The 19,211-nt window shown below is 34.6% G+C and carries 18 protein-coding genes; 10 read left to right on the forward strand and 8 right to left on the reverse strand.

The window, feature by feature from the left end; all coding sequences use genetic code 11:
* Nucleotides 1–107 (reverse strand): NAD(P)-binding domain-containing protein (locus B0X80_RS17760; RefSeq protein ID WP_139345340.1); only part of this gene is annotated, 107 nt, incomplete at its 3' end.
* A 219-nt stretch (nucleotides 108–326) separates the two neighbouring features.
* Nucleotides 327–1,397: a GDSL-type esterase/lipase family protein gene (locus tag B0X80_RS17765; RefSeq protein ID WP_175623983.1), complete on the reverse strand. Its 1,071-nt coding sequence runs from the start codon at nucleotides 1,395–1,397 to the stop codon at nucleotides 327–329.
* Between the two features lie 232 nt (nucleotides 1,398–1,629).
* On the opposite strand from B0X80_RS17765, the gene B0X80_RS17770 reads away from it, so the two are divergent.
* From B0X80_RS17770 to B0X80_RS17800, 7 genes are all read left to right on the forward strand, one after another.
* Complete coding sequence (locus tag B0X80_RS17770) at nucleotides 1,630–1,845, forward strand: DUF6500 family protein (protein ID WP_076418696.1); 216 nt, start codon at nucleotides 1,630–1,632, stop codon at nucleotides 1,843–1,845.
* 36 nt (nucleotides 1,846–1,881) lie between these two features.
* The gene (locus tag B0X80_RS17775; RefSeq protein WP_077342744.1) at nucleotides 1,882–2,178 is read left to right on the forward strand and encodes a hypothetical protein; all 297 of its coding nucleotides are present in this window, start codon (nucleotides 1,882–1,884) and stop codon (nucleotides 2,176–2,178) included.
* Between the two features lie 25 nt (nucleotides 2,179–2,203).
* Entirely contained in the window at nucleotides 2,204–2,869 is a 666-nt protein-coding gene (locus B0X80_RS17780; protein ID WP_245825495.1) for a DUF2982 domain-containing protein, read from the forward strand.
* A gap of 98 nt (nucleotides 2,870–2,967) precedes the next feature.
* Nucleotides 2,968–4,239 carry an O-acetylhomoserine aminocarboxypropyltransferase/cysteine synthase family protein gene (locus B0X80_RS17785; protein WP_077342746.1) on the forward strand — a complete coding sequence of 424 codons (1,272 nt, stop codon included), beginning with the start codon at nucleotides 2,968–2,970 and terminating at the stop codon, nucleotides 4,237–4,239.
* A gap of 211 nt (nucleotides 4,240–4,450) precedes the next feature.
* Nucleotides 4,451–5,359 (forward strand): AraC family transcriptional regulator, encoded by a 909-nt coding sequence (locus B0X80_RS17790; RefSeq protein ID WP_175623984.1) that lies wholly within the window; start codon nucleotides 4,451–4,453, stop codon nucleotides 5,357–5,359.
* A gap of 153 nt (nucleotides 5,360–5,512) precedes the next feature.
* Complete coding sequence (locus B0X80_RS17795) at nucleotides 5,513–6,535, forward strand: hypothetical protein (protein ID WP_077342750.1); 1,023 nt, start codon at nucleotides 5,513–5,515, stop codon at nucleotides 6,533–6,535.
* The gene (locus B0X80_RS17800) at nucleotides 6,535–6,906 is read left to right on the forward strand and encodes a hypothetical protein (protein WP_077342752.1); all 372 of its coding nucleotides are present in this window, start codon (nucleotides 6,535–6,537) and stop codon (nucleotides 6,904–6,906) included. The genes B0X80_RS17795 and B0X80_RS17800 overlap by 1 nt, the downstream gene beginning before the upstream one ends.
* 175 nt (nucleotides 6,907–7,081) lie before the next feature.
* On the opposite strand, the gene B0X80_RS17805 is transcribed toward B0X80_RS17800, so the two are convergent.
* The 3 genes from B0X80_RS17805 to B0X80_RS17815 all read right to left on the reverse strand — a co-directional run bounded on the left by B0X80_RS17805 (nucleotide 7,082) and on the right by B0X80_RS17815 (nucleotide 12,121).
* A complete protein-coding gene (locus tag B0X80_RS17805) occupies nucleotides 7,082–8,263 on the reverse strand; it encodes a cystathionine beta-lyase (protein ID WP_077342754.1) in 1,182 nt (393 codons plus the stop codon).
* 217 nt (nucleotides 8,264–8,480) lie between these two features.
* Nucleotides 8,481–9,329 (reverse strand): delta-class carbonic anhydrase, encoded by an 849-nt coding sequence (locus B0X80_RS17810; RefSeq protein WP_077342756.1) that lies wholly within the window; start codon nucleotides 9,327–9,329, stop codon nucleotides 8,481–8,483.
* A 254-nt stretch (nucleotides 9,330–9,583) separates the two neighbouring features.
* Nucleotides 9,584–12,121: a DNA polymerase II gene (locus B0X80_RS17815; protein ID WP_077342855.1), complete on the reverse strand. Its 2,538-nt coding sequence runs from the start codon at nucleotides 12,119–12,121 to the stop codon at nucleotides 9,584–9,586.
* Between the two features lie 93 nt (nucleotides 12,122–12,214).
* Between B0X80_RS17815 and dinG the strand changes: the two genes are divergently transcribed.
* Both dinG and B0X80_RS17825 read left to right on the forward strand, forming a co-directional pair.
* On the forward strand, nucleotides 12,215–14,293 hold the full coding sequence (dinG, locus tag B0X80_RS17820; RefSeq protein ID WP_077342758.1) for an ATP-dependent DNA helicase DinG: 2,079 nt from the start codon (nucleotides 12,215–12,217) through the stop codon (nucleotides 14,291–14,293).
* Nucleotides 14,294–14,342: 49 nt separating this feature from the next.
* Nucleotides 14,343–14,774, forward strand: coding sequence for a DUF3291 domain-containing protein (locus tag B0X80_RS17825; protein WP_077342760.1), 432 nt, complete (start codon nucleotides 14,343–14,345; stop codon nucleotides 14,772–14,774).
* Nucleotides 14,775–14,890: 116 nt separating this feature from the next.
* Here the strand turns inward: B0X80_RS17825 and B0X80_RS17830 are convergent, their stop codons facing one another.
* On the reverse strand, nucleotides 14,891–15,139 hold the full coding sequence (locus B0X80_RS17830) for a DUF3297 family protein (protein ID WP_076418706.1): 249 nt from the start codon (nucleotides 15,137–15,139) through the stop codon (nucleotides 14,891–14,893).
* 178 nt (nucleotides 15,140–15,317) lie between these two features.
* Here B0X80_RS17830 and B0X80_RS17835 point away from each other — a divergent pair, with 178 nt between their 5' ends.
* The gene (locus B0X80_RS17835) at nucleotides 15,318–15,860 is read left to right on the forward strand and encodes a TrmH family RNA methyltransferase (RefSeq protein WP_077342857.1); all 543 of its coding nucleotides are present in this window, start codon (nucleotides 15,318–15,320) and stop codon (nucleotides 15,858–15,860) included.
* A gap of 37 nt (nucleotides 15,861–15,897) precedes the next feature.
* Here B0X80_RS17835 and B0X80_RS17840 read toward each other — a convergent pair whose 3' ends face one another.
* Together B0X80_RS17840 and B0X80_RS17845 are read right to left on the reverse strand one after the other, a co-directional pair.
* The gene (locus B0X80_RS17840) at nucleotides 15,898–17,418 is read right to left on the reverse strand and encodes a methyl-accepting chemotaxis protein (RefSeq protein ID WP_077342762.1); all 1,521 of its coding nucleotides are present in this window, start codon (nucleotides 17,416–17,418) and stop codon (nucleotides 15,898–15,900) included.
* A gap of 56 nt (nucleotides 17,419–17,474) precedes the next feature.
* Nucleotides 17,475–18,719 (reverse strand): ABC transporter substrate-binding protein, encoded by a 1,245-nt coding sequence (locus B0X80_RS17845; RefSeq protein WP_077342764.1) that lies wholly within the window; start codon nucleotides 18,717–18,719, stop codon nucleotides 17,475–17,477.
* Nucleotides 18,720–19,211 lie beyond the last annotated feature (492 nt).

Here is a 19,211-nt window from a genome sequence, read left to right on the forward strand (position 1 = left end):
GAGCGGTTAAATGCTGTTACTGTAAATCCTTTACTTGCCATATTAAGGATCAAGTTTTCGCCCATAACTGCTAGGCCAACAACACCTATATCTGATTTTGCTTTCATGTTCTCTCCAAAGAAATAATTTTATTACATTTGTTATATGTAATACATATAGCGAATAAATATTATTTTTACACGAAGTTTAAATTTCGCACAAATTACCTACATTTATTAAAGCTAAGATACCAGATATTGATATAACGTACAGTTACATTAATATCTGGTTTATAACATTTAGAAATATAGAAAATTAATAATACTTATAACGTTAGTTTTAAACGCTTACCAATTCATTAGCGCCTGAATATGGCGTGTAAGTTTATCAGCATTTGTTACATGTTGCTGCACTCTTGGATGCTTTTTATATCCATTAAATTCAAATAATGTCATATCAATCTTAATTTTGTTGTTTTTTTGTTCAACCTTTTCAATTGCTCGTTTTACGTAACTTGGCCACGTATTATTTTTTGAAGAATCCATGCTACCAAGCACTGATATAAATTGTGCATTTGGATATTTAACACTCAAGGTTGTTATAAAATTTGCGTAGGCATCAATTATATTTTGCTCGGTAGGTTCTGGTTTCAATCTTTTTTCGTTATCAATTAACCAGCTATCGTTTTGCCCTAAATTAACAACCACAACATCAGGTTGCCATTGACTAAAGTCCCATTGTGAATCGTTGTTATTTACACCCGTTAGTTGGTCATAGTAATCAGGCATAATAAAATCAAACCAACTTACCATAAAACCAATACCGCTGCGTGATACGGTATGAAACTCAGCATTTAATGCTCGAGCAGTAATTGCAGCATATGAAAGGTAATGATTTTTTTCAGATGCCCTTTTATCGATGTCGTTATCGGCTGCTTCATTACCCATTGCACTGGTTACTGAGTCACCAAAAAAGGCTATTTTTCTACTAGCCCTCTTAGGTGGGTTTGCTAATGAATAACCATTTTGTACTTCTACGCCATGGAAAAAGGTGCCACCTTCGTAGCCTTCGGTTCTCTTAAATAATTCAAACTCAGTAGTTTTACTGGTAATTAAATGACTTAAATCATATTTTTTAAAACCTTTATTCAACTTAAGTACATACGGGTATAAAGTGTTACCATTAACAATTACATTAAAGTAATTTTCACCTTTTTCATCTTCAATCAGCAATACAAGTTTATTACCGTTTATATTGGCCTTAACACTTGAGCCCGGCCATGTAAGGTAAGGCTTGTTTTTATTAGAAAAATCGATTCTTCCGCTATAGAGAAAGCCCTTATCAGACGCTATAATCTTATCCGCAAGAGCTGAAAAACTTATAACTAAAACGAATAACGCTGTAAATATTTTATTCAAAAAACACCTTCCCATCGTTGAACTAAAAAGCCCCAAAAAATGACGTTCTAAATATGACAAAACCTAAATTCAGTACTTTTATATTAATAACTAATTTAATACTCAAACATTATATAAAAATGTATGATTAATATCAGTACAATAAAAAATATTTTTATATATAAAAACACAGATTCATAAAAAAAACATAAACTTCGTATTTTATATAGCCCCTCCACTTTAAAGGATTTATATGAGAGAAAGCATTAAGACAAAAATCATTCAAGTATGTAACCAAAAAATTGAACAAAAAGGTGATAATGTAGGTTTATCTTTTTATGCGTTTTTCAAAAATAAAAATTCAGAGCCTGAAGTATTAATGGAAGTGGCAACATGGTGGATCATGACAGAAAAATTAGATCATTTTGAAAAAGCAGTAAAAATTAAAAACATGGTACAAGCTTTATAACACCTATTAGTATTCAAACCTTTAAGAACTAAAACAATGAAACATTCTAAAACAACACAAAAATTACAAAACAAACTTGACACCACCATAGAAAAATTAACAACATTATTGCAAGAAGAGTTAACAGGTTTTACTCACGTAAGTTTTACCGTTAAATTTGATAACTTCCCAAATAGTTTATTAGTACATTGTACTTTTGATAATGACGTTAACTTAAGTGCAGCAAAAACCATAGAATCAACTTACCAAAAAAAACTACACCAACTTTTATTTAAACAAGGTATTTTATTAAAAAATTCGAGTCATAATTTAGCTTTCATTCAAACTAAATAACTTGTTTATTTTTGAGGTTAATCAATTGCCCCCTTCTATTGAAGAACAAATAATAATAAAACCCAGAGCCAAACATAATAGTATGTTTCTCATGTTATTAGGTTTTTGTTGTATTTGTATTAGCATGCTACTCAATTCATGGTTTTGGGCCGAATTTAAATTTCAGTTAATGCTACTCTTTTTTGCTAGCTGCATTGTTTTTTTAACAGGCGTATTAAAATATTCAGAGCCAGATATCAGCTACAAATTAACACGAAAACATTTGTGTTTTTTTCATAGGAATGGGAATTGGGCAATACAATGGAACAGTATTATTCGATTAGGTGTGCCTACATCAAGTAGCGTTTTTAATGTAACTCACCTCCCCTATATTGGTATTAAATTAAAAGATATTGCTCTCATTGCTGACAATATTTCACCTCGCCTTGCCAACAAGTTGATTCATGAACAAAGAGAACTACTAATATTAGCGGCTAAAAATAACGAAATAACACTTGATAATGGCTTGATCAGCTTCGATCATTTCACTTTAAATAACAAAGTATATAAAGGTCCTATTGCCGCTTGGCTTTTTAGAACAGAGCAATTAAACACTATTTACGGTTATCACCTTTATTTACCTGATACAGGCTTTGATAGGAATACAGAGGATTTTTTGAAATTACTAAAACAATGTAAAGAACACGCATAACTTTATAAATAACTTATATATTCAAAAATATTTTTTTCGCTGTATTTTAATGATATAAATATTGCACGAATAACCTTTAAACAACGAATGGACCCATTATGAAATTAGCCTCACTAGCCTTACACCACGGATATGAGTCGGAAGCAACGACTAAAGCCGCAACCACGCCTATTTACCAAACAACATCTTATACCTTTGACAATACGCAACACGGTGCAGACTTATTTGATTTAAAAGTTCCAGGGAACATTTACACTCGCATAATGAACCCAACCACTGACGTGTTAGAACAACGTGTTTCAGCGATGGAAGGTGGTTTAGCAGGTTTGGCTGTAGCCTCGGGTATGGCAGCTATTACTTATGCCATTCAAGCAATTACCTCTGTAGGTGATAACATTATTAGTACTAGCCAATTATACGGTGGTACTTACAACCTTTTTGCTCACACTTTTCCAAGACAAGGTGTAAACGTAAAATTTGCCTCTGCCGACAATTTAGCTGCATTTGAAGCCTTAATTGACGACAACACACGTGCTATTTTTTGTGAATCTATCGGTAACCCTGCAGGTAATATTGTCGATTTAGCTGGTTTAGCTAAAATAGCAAACAAGTATGGCGTACCATTAATTGTAGATAATACAGTGGCAAGCCCTGTTTTATGTCGCCCATTTGAACACGGCGCTCATATTGTTATTCATTCACTCACTAAATACATAGGCGGCCATGGCACAAGCATCGGCGGTATAATTGTTGACTCAGGTAAATTTGATTGGGTAGCAAACAAAGAACGTTTTCCTATGCTAAACGAACCAGATCCTTCATATCATGATGTTGTTTACACTGAAGCATTAGGCGCTGCCGCCTATATTGGTCGTTGTCGTGTTGTACCGTTAAGAAATACCGGTGCAGCCCTTTCACCACATAGTGCCTTTTTAATTATGCAAGGCTTAGAAACTTTATGTTTACGCATGGAACGCCATTGTGAAAATGCATTAAAAGTAGCTAACTACCTAAATAATCATGAAAAAGTCAACTGGGTAAATTATGCAGCCCTACCAACAAGTCCTTATCATGAGCTATGTAACACCATAACCAGCGGTAAATCATCAGGTATTTTAAGCTTTGGTATTAAAGGTGGTAGTGAAGCAGGCGGACGTTTTATTGATGCACTCAACATGATTTTACGCCTTGTAAATATTGGTGATGCTAAATCGTTAGCCTGTCATCCAGCGTCTACAACTCATCGTCAGCTAAATCCTGAAGAATTAAAATCAGCTGGAGTTTCTGAAGATTTAGTGCGTATTTCTGTAGGCATTGAAGATATTGACGACATTATTGCAGACATTGAGCAAGCATTAGAAAAAGCGTAAATCTTTTTCAAAAACGATAAACTTAAAGCTCAATTAAACAACCAAAGGAATGAATATTAACGTATTCATTCCTTTTTTATTTATCATTTACTATAAGCAGTTAATCAACAAACAACAGCAAGATCTGTCAGGTAACCTCTCATATGTTATGACACTATTCAGAACCTAATGAATAACTACATTTAATTTATTAAAAATGAACGATATAAATATGGAAAGCATAAACAGCATCCCATTTCAAAAAGTGTGTCATTTTATAGATAAAAATTTAAATACAAAGCTTCCTTTAGATGATCTATGTAAAATTGAACATTTATCAAAATATCATTTTCATCGCTTATTTCACCTGCATGTAGGGTTACCTGTTTTTCAATATATTCAATTACAACGAATGAAAAAAGCAGCTAATCAACTCTATTATCATCACTTAACAATAACTGACATTGCTTTAGATGCAAGTTTTGAAAATACTGAATCATTCTCTCGCGCGTTTAAAAAAGTCTTTTTGGTAACACCCACACAATTTAAACAATCACCCAACTGGGCACCCATTTCAGGTAATAGCCTAAATAACGTAAACACGACACAAGCGAATCAGCCTATGGAACATTCATTAATAGCTAATGTAAAAATACAATGGTTTGATAAAACCCAAATAGCCAGCTTATCCCACAAAGGTTCACCTCAAACGTTACATATCAGCATAAAACGTTTTATTGAATGGCGAAAAGCACACCATACCCCACCAACACTCAGTAAAACCTTTAATATTTTGTATAACGACCCACACACTACACCAGCAGAAGATTACCGATTTGATATAGCCACCAATATCACCTCAATAAACCTAACAAACGACGAGCAGTTAAAAGAAGATAAACTTAAAGAAAACACGCAAGGTGTAGAGCTGAGCGAAATTCCCAAAGGATATTGTGCCGTATTACGATATACAGGAAGTGATGACAATTTAGGTGAACTGATAAACGCTCTTTACAGCCAATGGTTACCTCAAAGCGGTAAACAGTTACGTGATTTCCCCTGCTTTATTGAACGTATAAAAATGTTTACTACCGTTAATCAAACCGAAGCGGTTACTGATATATATTTGCAGATTGAATAGCATAAATACTTTTTAGTTACTTACAACAAACTGGTTTATGTATATGCAACTAGTCAAAAAGAGTTGCTTTATTAAACCTTACATATTGAGTACAATCTCAAACGATTTATTATGGATTTAACAAAATCACAATGGAAATTAAAGGAATAAAACATGGACGCACTACCTAGTACGCAAAACAAAGCAATACATATTGTTGAAAAACAGATGCCTGTAGATCAACTTATTATGATTATGTACAACTCTCCCTCTGAAAATACTTATAAACATTTTAAAATGGTTAACTCTCATATTAAGAATGGGATAGTTCAAGTTGGGCAAGTTGTATTATTATCTCCTGTTGATACTCAAGAATGTACCATTGAGGAAGCTGAGTTTTTAGATATAGCCAAAGCAGTGGATTTAACCTTATTAAAATTAAGTAATTCAGAAAAACAATTACTGGTGAACAGATATGAGTTTTTATCTAATGTTGCTAGCTATAATGGCTTACTTATAGGTGTAAGTAATACTGCGTGGAATGCACATACCAACCAAGTAAAATCAATTCTGAAAGATATTGAGCGCACCTATGTTACTAGTTATAAATCAAATGGTAACTTAAATAATCAACATTTTTTCACTCAACGTAAAATACAATTTGCGAGATTAGACGCAGCTTTAAATCGTTTTGGTCAACCGAGTTTAGGTGGAACACTTGTGACTGGAGATATTCGCAGTAACTTAGGGTTAAGCAGTAAAAGCATCATTCATCAATGGAATAAGCAACCTTCCAATGTTACGGCTATTCCTAATTTTCATAAAAATTATGCAGCAGTAGCTGATATGTCACGTAATTTAAAGCGTGTAGGCTATCTAGGTATTGCACTAACGGGGCTTGATGCAGTCTCTAACATTCAAAAAGCTTGTACCGTTGGTGATAATGATCAATGTAGCAAATCTAAATATACACAAACAGGTAAGGCTGTTGGTAGTATTGGCGGTGGGGCTTTGGGTGGTGGTGTTACAGCATGGGTGACATGCTCTTTAATATTTGCTTTGCCTACAAGCGGAACTAGCTTTTTCGGTTGTGTTATTGTGGCCGGAGCTGGTGGTGGTTATCTTGGCGGAAAATATGGTGGGGAATATGGAGAATATAAAGGAGAAGTTTTATATAAAGCTAATGGTATTAAGTAATGCAAAGCATTGATCCTTCATTTATTTCACTCGTTTCAACCTATTTGTTTTTCGGTGGGTGTTTAGGTATTTTTATTTGGATTGGTATAGTCATTTACTTAAAAAGTAAATGGCTGATTTTATTAGAAGATATTCTTGATGATGGTGTTAGGTTTTATAGTCTAAATATCTTTTTTTCAGGTAATGGGGTTCTACAATACGCTACCATATTTCTTTGGTCTTTCCATGCTAAGCGTTACGGGATGCTTGAAAAAAGAAAAAAAGTCCCTATACATATTCAAAAATGGTTTATTTTTTCTTTTTGTTGGTTTTTTTCAAGCGGATCTTTAATGATGGCAAGTATGGTTATCCATAAAATATACAACCTATAAGTAACTAGCAGTGCTTTAAAATAAAGCTATAGTTAGTTCAAGTATCTCATTGATAGTTATTTAAAGAAGCTTAGTAAACCTTTCATAAAAATATGAGTTAACACTCGTGCTTTAAATAACAATTTAGACAGAAAAAAGCACATAAACGTGCTTTTTTATTGCTTACCTTATAAGATTAACCTTGCTCTAGCACCGAATTAAAGCGCTCAAAACCTTTAGTTAAATCTTCAATTAAATCATCTACATCTTCTAAACCAACATGAAGCCTAATTAACGGAAATTCGTATTTCCACTCTGTAGCAGTACGCATAGACTTTACGTTTGATATAGCTAAAATAAGGCTTTCAAAACCGCCCCACGAATACCCCATTTTAAAGTGTTCCATACCATCAAGTAATTCGGTAATTGCGGCTTGACTGCCCTTGTTTAATACAAACGAAAACAAACCATTTGAACCATTAAAATCACGTTCAAAAAATTCATGACCTGGGCAAGATGGTAAAGCTGGATGAAGTACCGTTTCCACTTCTGGTCTTGTTGCTAACCAATTAGCTATTTTAAGCGAGCTCGCTTGATGTTGTTTTAGCCTAACACTTAACGTGCGAATCCCACGCAACGCCAAATACAAATCGTCTGGTGACGTGCACTGTCCCATAATGTAGCTATTTTCACGTAGCTGTGGCCAGTATTTTTCAACAGCAGTTGCAGTACCTAGCATGACGTCTGAATGCCCTACTATGTATTTAGTAGCCGCTTGTACTGATATGTCTACGCCATGATCAAACGGCTGAAAATTAACCGCTGCGCCCCATGTATTATCAAGCATTACTATACAGCCATGCTTATGGGCCACTTCTGCAATACCAGGGACGTCTTGAACTTCCATAGTGATTGAACCTGGAGATTCTAAAAATATAACACTCGTGTTTTCTTGAATAAGCGCTTCAATACCTTTACCAATTAATGGATCGTAGTAGGTGGTAGTTACGCCCATTTTTGCGAGGATTTTGTCACAAAAATCACGAGTGGGTTCGTAGGCATTATCGATCATTAAAATATGGTCGCCAGTTTTAACCACTGAAATAATTGCATTAGTAATCGCGGCAGTACCTGAAGGATATAAAGCACAGCCAGCTCCGCCTTCAAGCTCAACCATAGCATCGCTAAATGCAAACGAGGTAGTAGTACCTCTTCGACCATAAAACAACGTTTGATTTGTTCTATTTACTGCTGCTGCTTTCATTTGTTTAACAGATTCAAAAACAACGGTTGATGCGCGTTGCACAGGTGGGTTAACCACACCGTTAGTCCATTTAGCAGAGCGCCCTGCTGACACTACTTTGGTTTCAGTTTTCATTTATGTGTTCTCATTTTCAGATATTATAGCTATCTAGCCATCTATAATGTATTTATAACCTGATTAGATTAAAGGTGCACGAATTATTTATCAAACAGAATAAAGGAAAGAATTAATTAATCATTAAAACTATCACTGTTTTAATACGAAATAAGCCAATAAAAAGCACTTTTATTTGAAAAGTACTTTAAAAACGACAGTAAGGATATCAATACGACTATTGAATTTGAGAAAGTAATTTAGGGTTTTTAACGAGGTTTCTAACACCATGAGCATGATCTTCTTGGTAAATATTTCCCTTACACCATTTACCTACACTTGCAATATTAACTTTAGCGACCCTAGGCCTAACACTCCAGCTCACTTGATACGGTGACCCCTTTTCATTATATCCTGGTCCTGTTGTTGAACCTTTATATTGAACGGGAGTCCCTGTATTAGTAGGAATATTCAATGCTTGATTTTTACCTATAATTTTTTTATAAGCCGTTAATTCAGAAAAATCAAGCGCAGTAGTATCATTAACAAGTACATAGACTTGTGTTTCTACTCTCAATTGTGGATTTAATATAGCATCATTAAAACATGAGCCTAACGTTGGTCCGGGCTCTACTTGCGCAGTAGAATATACATAATGAACCTCTATTGTAGCACCAGGCTCTAATGCGCCATGCTCACTAGGGCATACATCTTTATCCGTTTTTTTAAGCTCAGCGGCAGTTAACGACCCTGAATACTTATAACCACTCTCATAACCATGGCCGCTACCATTACCAGCATATTCAGTAAATTCACCGCCTTTATGTTCAGCATTTTCATGAAAATGAATATTACAAAGGTTCATTTTATCTGCTGAAGGCGCAGTATCAAATAATATTGAGTTCTCACCAAAAGCAATATCAATATCTCTAGGTGATTGAGGACCAAAACCTTTACTATTTGTATTGATTGCTAATTCAGCTCTTTGATGTGCTATTTCTTCATCAGAAACGACACTATCTTGAGCTAAAATATGAAGAGGAAGTGAAGCAGTAAGAGCAAATGCAATGAGGTTATTTATTTTCATTAATTTATTCCTTAATTAATGTTACGTTTTTTGGAGTTAGTACGGATAATGATGCACTATAAATTTGGCAAGATATGATTTACAAACATCATACATACAATCCCTTACTTATAAAGTGGTTATATAAACTTTTTAATTATTGTTTATATAAATATGACATTAAACAACATGCAAAGACTAACAATCAAAACATAAATAGTCCAAATCGGTTCCCTACTTTCGCTATTAATATAATCAAACTTGTTAGTATGGGCCTATCCAAACAACCCCATTTGTTTATTAGTCACTTCATTAAAGCTCGAACCGACAAAAGGTAAAATACCATCGGCTACCGCTTCTAATTGTCGGTCAATATAAAACTGATAATCTAACGGCGCCGACAAATACTCTTTTGCCTGCGGACCATTTAAGGTGATGTAATATTCAATCCAACCTTTATGTTGATACCTTAACGGCTTGCCTTGTTCTTGATTAAGCATATCAGCAAGGCGCGCGGCTTTTACATGAGGCGGAACATTTTTTACGTACTCGCTTAGTCTTCTTCTTATACGCTTACGATAAATTAATTTGTCGTCAAACTCTCCTGCTAAGGTTCGCTCTACCATGTCAAGTATGTAAGCGGCGGTTGGTTCATTGTTAAATACTTTTAAATATAAAGCTTGCTGAAATTCTTTCGCTAAGTCTGTCCAGTCGGTTCTAACAGTTTCTAAGCCTTTGTACACCATTTGTTGATGTTCAACGCCTGACGGTTTATCTCGGTTTACAATCATACCCGCATAGCGTTTTTTAGTGCCTACATCTAACCCTCGAATGGTGGGCATTAAAAATTTAGTAAAGTGTGTTTCAAACTCGATTTCTAATTGGCTAGTAACACCATGTTCATCCAACAATAACTTATCCATTTTAGTATTAATTAATGTTTGCAGTTCTTTACCTAAGCTTAAGCTTTGTTCTTGTGATTTATCTACGCCTACATGTACAAATATAGAGTCGGTATCGCCATAAATAACTTGGTAGCCTTTATCTTCAATCCATTGTTTGGTGATTTTTAATAGCTCATGGCTACGCTTAGTAATAGACCCTGCTAAACGCGGATCAAAAAAACGACAGCCTGTTGAGCCTAAAATGCCATAAAACGAGTTCATGATAATTTTGATGGCTTGCGATAGCGCCGCGTTTTTTTCTACTTTAGCTTTATCGCGTTCTAACCAAAGAGATTGAATAATGTCAGGCAAGAAGTGTTTGTCTCTTGAAAAATACGCCCCATCAAAACCTTTAATAGGATTATTACGCTGATGTTTATCGTCTTCTAAACCTTCAATTAGCCCCATAGGATCAACATTAAAGGTGCGAATAATACTAGGATAAAGGCTTTTAAAATCGAGAACTAATACGTTGTCGTATAAACCCGGAATTGAATCCATAACAAAACCACCGGGCGAAACAAGCCCTGATTCACCGTCGCCCATATTAGGTGCTACATAACCACTACGATGCAGTTTAGGTAAATATAAATTGGTAAATGCCGCAACAGAACCGCCCATGCGATCTATCGCTAACCCAGTAAGTTGAGAGCGTAATATGGCAAATTCTAACAGTTGTGTTTTTTCAAAAATCAACCAAACTAAACGACAATCTTCAAGGTTGTAAATAGCAAGATCTTGTTTGTTATTGTGAAAATTGTCGGTAATTTCTTGCACACGGTTATCAACGTCTTTTACTTTTTTACCGGTATTTAATAGTGTATTTGATACATTTTCGAGGGAGAAGCTAGGAAAGTTATGAGTCGCTGTTTTTAATAAGTCGATACCGTCAAGCACCACTCTACCCGCTATTTCAATAAACTTTTGTTCGCTGGTAGCATTTTTTCGCCAATGAGGTGGTGTACCATCTCTGCCAATTGAAAATTTTATACCGTGTAAATCACAACGTTTTTGAAATAAACTAAAATCAAAATTAACAACATTCCAGCCAATCATAATGTCTGGGTCATTAACGTGTATCCATTCAATAAACGCAATTAATAAAGCTGACTCATCGGCTACCCATTGAATATAGTTAAGTTCAGTTTCTTCTGGCTCACCTATCATCAATACGCAATTTACATCTTCACCATTTACCTTAGCGTAAAGCCCTATTGAATATAGCTCGCCTTGCATTGAACATTCTAAATCTACCGACACCATAGTTAGTGCAATGTTTTTATCTGCTTGATGATACGGTAAAGTTTTACACTTTACTTTTGAGTAAGCTTTGTAGTTAGCTGGGTTATTTTTAGTTTCAAAGTTGGCTTTTTCAGATCCTATAAAACTTAAATTAGCCGTAATAAAACGTTCCATTAAAAAGCGATCGTCTGGCCTAAAATCATCTTCATAACATTTTATACTGTGATATTTTAATCTATCGCGTGCAGCATAAAAATCTCGCATAGATTTAAAATAAAAACCGCTGACGACTTCTTGATTAAAAGTTTTAAGCGTTAGCGTATTAACTTTTTCAATTTTAATAGAAGCATCATTTAGTATATCAACCGCTTCTTTTTGTTGAACTTCACTGACAAAAAACACCGCTAATTCATCATGTATTTCTAATTTTACAGGACCTGATGCTGTTTTTAACCATAAGGTAATGCAAATGCGTCCAAAGCGATCTTGCGATTGCCTTGTTAATATAAAACCTTGGTTAATCTCTTGCTGCAAGCCATTATTATTGGTTTGGTTAGAGATTAACCCCTTCTCTAATAAAGCGTCTGCTGAAGAGTTTTTTAAAGACCTATCTGAAGAATTACGCATAATGATTAAAAGAATACTCGAAAAAGACATAACAAAACTGTTAATATATACAGCAGTGTAAATGATACCACTCTCTATGGAAACCTTCTTCACATGCTAAGTGACAAAATAAAGCAAGTTATACGTACCAGCTACAAAGCCATTGGTGAAAATATGACGAACTTTAACCCGCGTAAACAGCAAACCTTTTTAATTGCTGAAATAGCTAAAACACTAGCAGGTGAATACGATAAAGATCGGAAAATCATTGTCATTGAAGCAGGTACAGGCACAGGTAAATCACTCGCTTATTCATTAGGTTCTATCCCTTTAGCACTTTCCCGTGACAAAAAGGTGATCATTTCAACCGCAACGGTTGCTTTACAAGAGCAATTAGTTGATAAAGATTTACCTTTTTTAAAAAAACATTCTAAACTCGACTTCTCGTTTACCTTAGTTAAAGGTCGCCAACGCTATGTTTGTAGGCAAAAGCTCAGTGCCGCAGTTACCAACGGTGACGATCCTCAAGCAGGCTTCACATTTGCACAAAAACCTAATGCCGCAGATGTAAGAACACTTGGCGATATGCATAAAAAACTTTCCGACAATAGCTGGCAAGGCGATTTAGATTCTTGGCCAGACAGCGTTCCTCATTACATTTGGCAACAAGTGCAATGCGATAAACACAGCTGCTTAAAACATTTATCTGAGCATACTCATTGCCCTTTTCATAAAGCACGTGAAACCATGGACATGAGCGATGTGTTAGTTATCAACCACAGCTTATTGTTAGCCGATTTAGAGTTAGGCGGTGGTAAAATATTACCTGCGCCTGAAGACGTATTTTATATTATTGACGAAGCCCATCATTTACCTAAAGTAACGCGTGATCATTCCAGTGCCAACGTTACCGTAAAAGGTGCGATAGAATGGCTAACTAAGCTAAAAGAAACGGGCGATAAAATGGCGAAACTTATTAAATCGCAACGTGCTATTTCGCCTGCTTTAAAATTAGGTGACGATTGCCAAGATTTATTAGTAGAGCTTCAAAAAGTTTTTACCTTTATCGAAAACAACAAAGCCGCCTACTTCCCCAAAGAAAAACAATACCGCTTTGAAAACGGCATCATACCTAAAAATTTAAAAAACTGGGCTGAAGACATTAGCGAGTTAAGTAAAAAATCACTCGCCCATACCAACAAACTTTACAATTTATTAATGGAGTCAGTAAAAGATGGTGAAACCCAAATGTATTTGGCAGAGCCTCTATTAGCCGAGTCTGGCTTTATGATCCAACGACTTGAAAATCTACATGCCCTTTGGCAAATGTATGAAAAAACAGATAACGAAAAAGCTGCACCGCTTGCGCGTTGGATAGAAATGTCTGAAGGTAAACGCTCTGACTATGTTATTTCAGCTTCTCCTATCGAAGTAGGCTTTACGCTTGAAGACAACTTATGGAGCAAATGTGATGGTGCCGTATTATGTTCAGCCACCATTTTAGCTTTAAACTCATTTGATCATTTTAGGTTTCAAGTAGGCTTACATACTAACGATGGTACACAATATCAGCAAGTTAACTCGCCTTTCGATTATCAAAACAAAGCTGAACTTGTTGTGCCTAACATGAAATATGAACCAAGCGCCGATCAGTTTACTGATGAAGTGATTGAAAAATTACCCGAACTTATCGACCAAGGCTTTTCAACACTGGTATTGTTTTCATCTTATTGGCAAATGGAAAAAGTAGCGGCTGCATTACGCGACAAACACAAGCTTGAAATTCAAGTACAGGGTGAGCAATCACGCCAACACATTATCGAGAAACATAAAAAGAACTGCGATAGCGATAAACAAAGCATTATTTTTGGTACACAAAGCTTTTCTGAAGGATTAGATTTGCCCGGTAAATACTTAAATAATTTAATTATTACCAAGCTCCCCTTTTCAGTTCCTACTTCGCCGGTTGAAGAAGCACAAGCAGAGTACGTTACCGCTAAAGGTGGTAATCCTTTTATGTCGCTTTCAGTACCCGACACTTCTAAAAAATTAGTGCAAGCAACCGGTCGATTACTCAGAAATGAAAGCGACGAAGGTACAATTACATTATTAGACAGGCGTGTTGTAAGCAAGCGCTACGGTAAACAACTACTTGATTCGTTACCGCCTTATAAACGTATTATTCAATATTAACTAATACAAATTTTTAAGCTATTTACACAATTTAAAGGATTAAACAAACATGCACCTAGCCCAATTAAATATCGCCACAGCAAAATACGATTTAGAAGCCATAGAAATGAAAGACTTTATGGATAATTTAGAACCAATCAACGCTATTGCAGAATCGAGCCCTGGTTTTATTTGGCGCTTACAAGACGAAGCCGGTGATGCTACTAGCATCCAGTTTTTTAATGATCCAAAAACGATTGTCAATATGTCGGTTTGGGAGTCTGTAGATTCACTTAAAGATTTTATGTTTAGAACGCACCACAAAGATTTTTTTAAACGTAAAAATGAGTGGTTTACTAAAGAAGCTGAAGATACATACGTATTATGGTGGATACCTGAAGGAACAACACCTACGCTTGAACAAGCGGTACAAAAACTCTATTACTTACGCGAACATGGTGAAACTCCGCAAGCGTTTACTTTTAGAAGTCATTTTGAATAAAAATAAAGTAATATAAAATTGAACAACGACTTAACCCAAACTTGGGATACTTATTCTGAGCATAAAAAAAGAGCCTAAATATCGACTCTTTAATACAATAATAGTTTAGGTTTATTTTACTTATAAAACGCTTCAACAGTACCTTTTAGCTTAATCAACATAGGTTGACCACGGCGATCTAGTGCTTTAGGTGAAGGTATTTTAATCCAGCCTTCACTAATACAGTATTCTTCAACATCGAAACGCTCTTTACCGTTTAAACGAATACCAATAGTGTGCTCAAAAATTTCAGCAACATGATGAGGGCTACGTGGGTTACCTGAAAGTTGATCAGGTAAATCAGGTTTTGAATTAGTGTCAGTCATTTTAACAATCTAAGATAAATAAAAAGTGCGCCATTGTAGACAATAAATTCCTAACGCTCAAGAAAGACTGTAAAATTTGAGAACTAAATCTAATTCTCTGTTTGATTACCAAGCCTCACTCATTGATACTAGCGCATATCACTTATCATTCGTGAAACACCAAGAAGAAGCCGAGAGCATGCCGTCGAAAATACAACTCAGTAAAGAAGAAATAAGAAAAAACAAACCAACACGAGATGAGTACATGAATAAACCCAAAGTTCCTTTAATATTGGTATTGGATAACGTAACTAATAGCTACAATATTGGAGCATTTATCCGTTTAGCAGATGCATTTGCTATCGAAAAAATTATTGTTTGTGGTGAGCTGACTATTTCAGACAAAAAACTAAAAAAAGCCTCCAGAAATGAAGCAAAATGGGTCAGTATTGAATATAGCGATAGCACAACAGCCTGCTTAAAAGCGCTTATAGATAAAGACTATACTGTTTACAGTGTTGAGTTATGTCACGAGTCGGTTGACTACAATGAGGTAACCTATTCATCTCCATGCGTATTAGTATTAGGCAATGAACGAAAAGGTGTGAGCGAAGCCGCGTTACAATTAAGCCATCAACACATACATATTCCGATGTTTGGTATGGGCAACTCACTTAATGTGTCTACAGCGGGTGCTATAGTTTTAGCTAAATGCGCTCATGTACTTCGTGAAGCACTATAAAATCTATATAACTACACTACATATATTAGCGACATCGCTATATTTTGAACTTCTCGAGTAAAGCAGCGACTTTATGACTCAACTCGGCAGTACTTTCATTAGATATTGCTGACTTTTCAGCTATTTCTAATGTTTGATCATTTAATGTTTGAATTGACTCTATATTAACTTCAAGTGCCTGCAAGTTTCGCGTTTGTTCTTCTGAAGCTGAGGCTATAACAGCAGTACTGTCAAAGTTTTGGGAAATGGCATGGTTAATTTCTTCAAATACCTCACCGACTTTAGCCACTGAGTTTACATTCTCTTTGGCTTTAATTAATCCCATATTCATTTGTTCATGCGTGTCGGCAGATAAAGTTTGTAGTTGTTTAATAATATTAACAATTTCAGCTACTGACGATTGAGTACGTTGCGAAAGTGTCCGTACTTCATCAGCAACCACTGCAAAACCTCGTCCATGCTCACCAGCTCTTGCTGCTTCAATAGCCGCATTAAGGGCTAATAAATTTGTTTGCTCTGCAATCCCCTCAATAACTGAAATAATAGAACCTATAGCTTGGGCATGCCCATCTAATTTTTCAGTTCCCGTTAAAATATTCTCTACGTTACAGGCTAATTCTTGGATCATACCGTTTGCTAGCGTAATGTTCTCCATACCTTGGGTAGATAAATCTCTTGTATTGGTCATTACCCCTGTTAAGCTGATTGCTTGACTTGTCATATCTTGAGACGTTACTCCCATATCTTTCATTGAACTAACAATATGTTGAGTCTGCTCATTTAAATCAGCGACTAAATCCGTTAACTCTGCAGTATTACGCTGCCCATCTACTGAAGAAGTATCTAATTTTATCGACATATCAGCAATATCACTCACAATAGCATGAACATTATTAATAAATCGGTTAATACCAAAGGTTAATTGTCCTAATTCATCATTAGAGCTTGATTCAATACGTTTAGTTAAATCACCTTGCCCTTGTGCTATATCATCTACCCGATTTTTAATATCATCTATTGTTTTTAAAACAAGTCGATTAACAAGATATCCCATAAAAAAGATAATAATAATATCTAATAAAATAACTTGAATAACGCTACTAATAATGGCGTCTGTAAATGCTTCCTTTAATGTTTTATCTGAAAAAACAAGTTGGATACTGCCCGCTTTAAAAGCTTCTTCCTTAACTTTATATTCTATTGTTTTTTCAATATTAAAAAGTGAAGTTCCAGTATAATCTCCTTTTATAACTTGCTGAGAAGCTTCATCCCAATACGCTTTAAATAACTCTTTCTCATCAGAAGAATGAATAATAATACTCACTAAGTCATTAGTACCTAATTCAGCAGAAGCTATTTCTTCAACATCATTAATACTGTAATCCCACAGAGGTGAAGATAATGTAATACCTAATCTCAGAACTGTGCTATTTGACGCCCTTTTTACTTTTTCTTCTAAAGTATTTTGCTTTAAATAAATATCAATAGCAGCATAACTAAGCAATGTAAGAGTGAGTACCACAGAAAGTGTAAATATTAATTTAATACGTAAATTCATTATGTTCCCTTATGATTCACCTTAATTATTGTATTAATCGTTTAAAACAAGCATTTTTATTTCAACAAGTGTTTATTCCTAGCCTTTTCCAATTGCTCTATTGCAATTTCGATATTACGCTTAGCAATAAATTGAGTAAAAATCTCTGTCGCTTCAGAAGACATTTCATCGTTTGTATCTCTATCAAAAAACTGCGATAAACCAACCGCTTTATTTAACATATCTTTTCCTACTACAGAAAAATAATCATCTGAATCTTTCACATTAATATTAGGAGGGATCATACCTAATTGATGATTGAGTGATTCTTGAAATTTGGTGCTTGAAATAAAGGTAAGAAAACGTTCAATAGTCGGAGTTATTTTGGTGTAGTGAGGTAACATAAAAACGTCTAAAGGCGCTTCCTCATATATAGGTACGTTATCGTCTATAATTGGAAAGCGGAAAAAATCAAAATCATCTTTTAATGATTCAGGCATACGACCAGTAAAAAAATTACCTATTAAAGTCATTCCAGCAAGATGGTGATAAAGAAATGGCATGGCTTCATCCCACTTCCACATATGAGTATGAGCAATAAAATAATTAAGATCTAATAATTGTTTCCAATATTTAAACACCTCTCTGACTCTATCATCATCAAACGAAATTTCTCCACGTAATAGTTTAGAGTGAAAATCTAAGCCATTAATTCGTAAATCAAAATAATCAAACCAAGCAGATGACGGCCATTTGTTTTTATTCCCTAATGTTATAGGAGTAATATTATTATTTTTTAAAACTCGGCATATTTCTAAAAATTCATCCCAAGTATTTGGGGGGCTTAAGTTAAATTTTTTAAACGTCGACTTACGATAATAAAATCCCCATTGGTAATAAGAAATCGGTATCCCATAAACTTTGTTCTCCAAAGTAACAGCACTAACAGAACCTTGACTAAACTTATCGGATAACTGATATTTTTTCCAAATACTATCTACCGATTTTATTTTATTTTTACGAACATACTGATATAAGCGCTCGCCTGCTTGCCAATTAATAACATCAGGACCTTCACCAGAATCTAACCATTTTTTCAATTCGACTTTAAATTCTTTATCAGGATATATGATGAGTTTTATATCAACATCAGGGTTTTCTTTACTAAATTGAGATAGTGATGACGAAATAATAGAGCGTTGCTGGCCACTTGTTAATAAAACAGCAATATTTAACGTTTCTTTCCCGTAGGATTTTAGAGGATTCAGAAACATTACCACTAACAACAATGAGAAAAAACTCATAAAAAATGGTTTTATCACGTTAATCTCCCTAGAAAAAATATTTTATTTAATAATAGTCAACTCTAAATAATTGTCTATTTTTTAAGTAAAACAATACTTAACAACACACATTATTTATATTTGTTGATAAAGCTTGTATAAACTAATCGTATCTTATCTAACTTCATATTGTTGGTTAAGCTGAAAATAAATATTTTAGTATCTTTGATTAACACTACAATATTTGTAATAGTTTTACCGAAGTATTACATTAATTTGAGCACTTACTCTACCTATACTATTTAATACTCGATTGATTTTACTGAGTTTAAAAAGTACATTCATTGATATTCCCAACATTTAAAAATAGCAATAAGAATAAAGTCTGTGGAGAGAACGTCACGACTTTATTGACTAATCATTATGTGAATGTTTATAGGTGATTTTTTGTGTTTATAAATTATCCAACTAAAATCGCATAGTAAATCATTAGGATTCATGCTGTGATGATTCACCTTTATTACTAACAAA

This window comes from Pseudocolwellia agarivorans, from assembly GCF_002000085.1.
GTDB lineage: Bacteria > Pseudomonadota > Gammaproteobacteria > Enterobacterales > Alteromonadaceae > Pseudocolwellia > Pseudocolwellia agarivorans.

Coding starts and splice junctions, on each gene's coding strand:
- B0X80_RS17790 (WP_175623984.1), top strand. CDS start 4,451: ATGGAAAGCATAAACAGCATCCCATTTCAAAAAGTGTGTCATTTTATA.
- B0X80_RS17800 (WP_077342752.1), top strand. CDS start 6,535: ATGCAAAGCATTGATCCTTCATTTATTTCACTCGTTTCAACCTATTTG.
- dinG (WP_077342758.1), top strand. CDS start 12,215: ATGCTAAGTGACAAAATAAAGCAAGTTATACGTACCAGCTACAAAGCC.
- B0X80_RS17810 (WP_077342756.1), bottom strand. CDS start 9,329: ATGAAAATAAATAACCTCATTGCATTTGCTCTTACTGCTTCACTTCCT.
- B0X80_RS17840 (WP_077342762.1), bottom strand. CDS start 17,418: ATGAATTTACGTATTAAATTAATATTTACACTTTCTGTGGTACTCACT.
- B0X80_RS17770 (WP_076418696.1), top strand. CDS start 1,630: ATGAGAGAAAGCATTAAGACAAAAATCATTCAAGTATGTAACCAAAAA.
- B0X80_RS17775 (WP_077342744.1), top strand. CDS start 1,882: ATGAAACATTCTAAAACAACACAAAAATTACAAAACAAACTTGACACC.
- B0X80_RS17805 (WP_077342754.1), bottom strand. CDS start 8,263: ATGAAAACTGAAACCAAAGTAGTGTCAGCAGGGCGCTCTGCTAAATGG.
- B0X80_RS17835 (WP_077342857.1), top strand. CDS start 15,318: ATGCCGTCGAAAATACAACTCAGTAAAGAAGAAATAAGAAAAAACAAA.
- B0X80_RS17785 (WP_077342746.1), top strand. CDS start 2,968: ATGAAATTAGCCTCACTAGCCTTACACCACGGATATGAGTCGGAAGCA.
- B0X80_RS17815 (WP_077342855.1), bottom strand. CDS start 12,121: ATGCGTAATTCTTCAGATAGGTCTTTAAAAAACTCTTCAGCAGACGCT.
- B0X80_RS17825 (WP_077342760.1), top strand. CDS start 14,343: ATGCACCTAGCCCAATTAAATATCGCCACAGCAAAATACGATTTAGAA.
- B0X80_RS17830 (WP_076418706.1), bottom strand. CDS start 15,139: ATGACTGACACTAATTCAAAACCTGATTTACCTGATCAACTTTCAGGT.
- B0X80_RS17795 (WP_077342750.1), top strand. CDS start 5,513: ATGGACGCACTACCTAGTACGCAAAACAAAGCAATACATATTGTTGAA.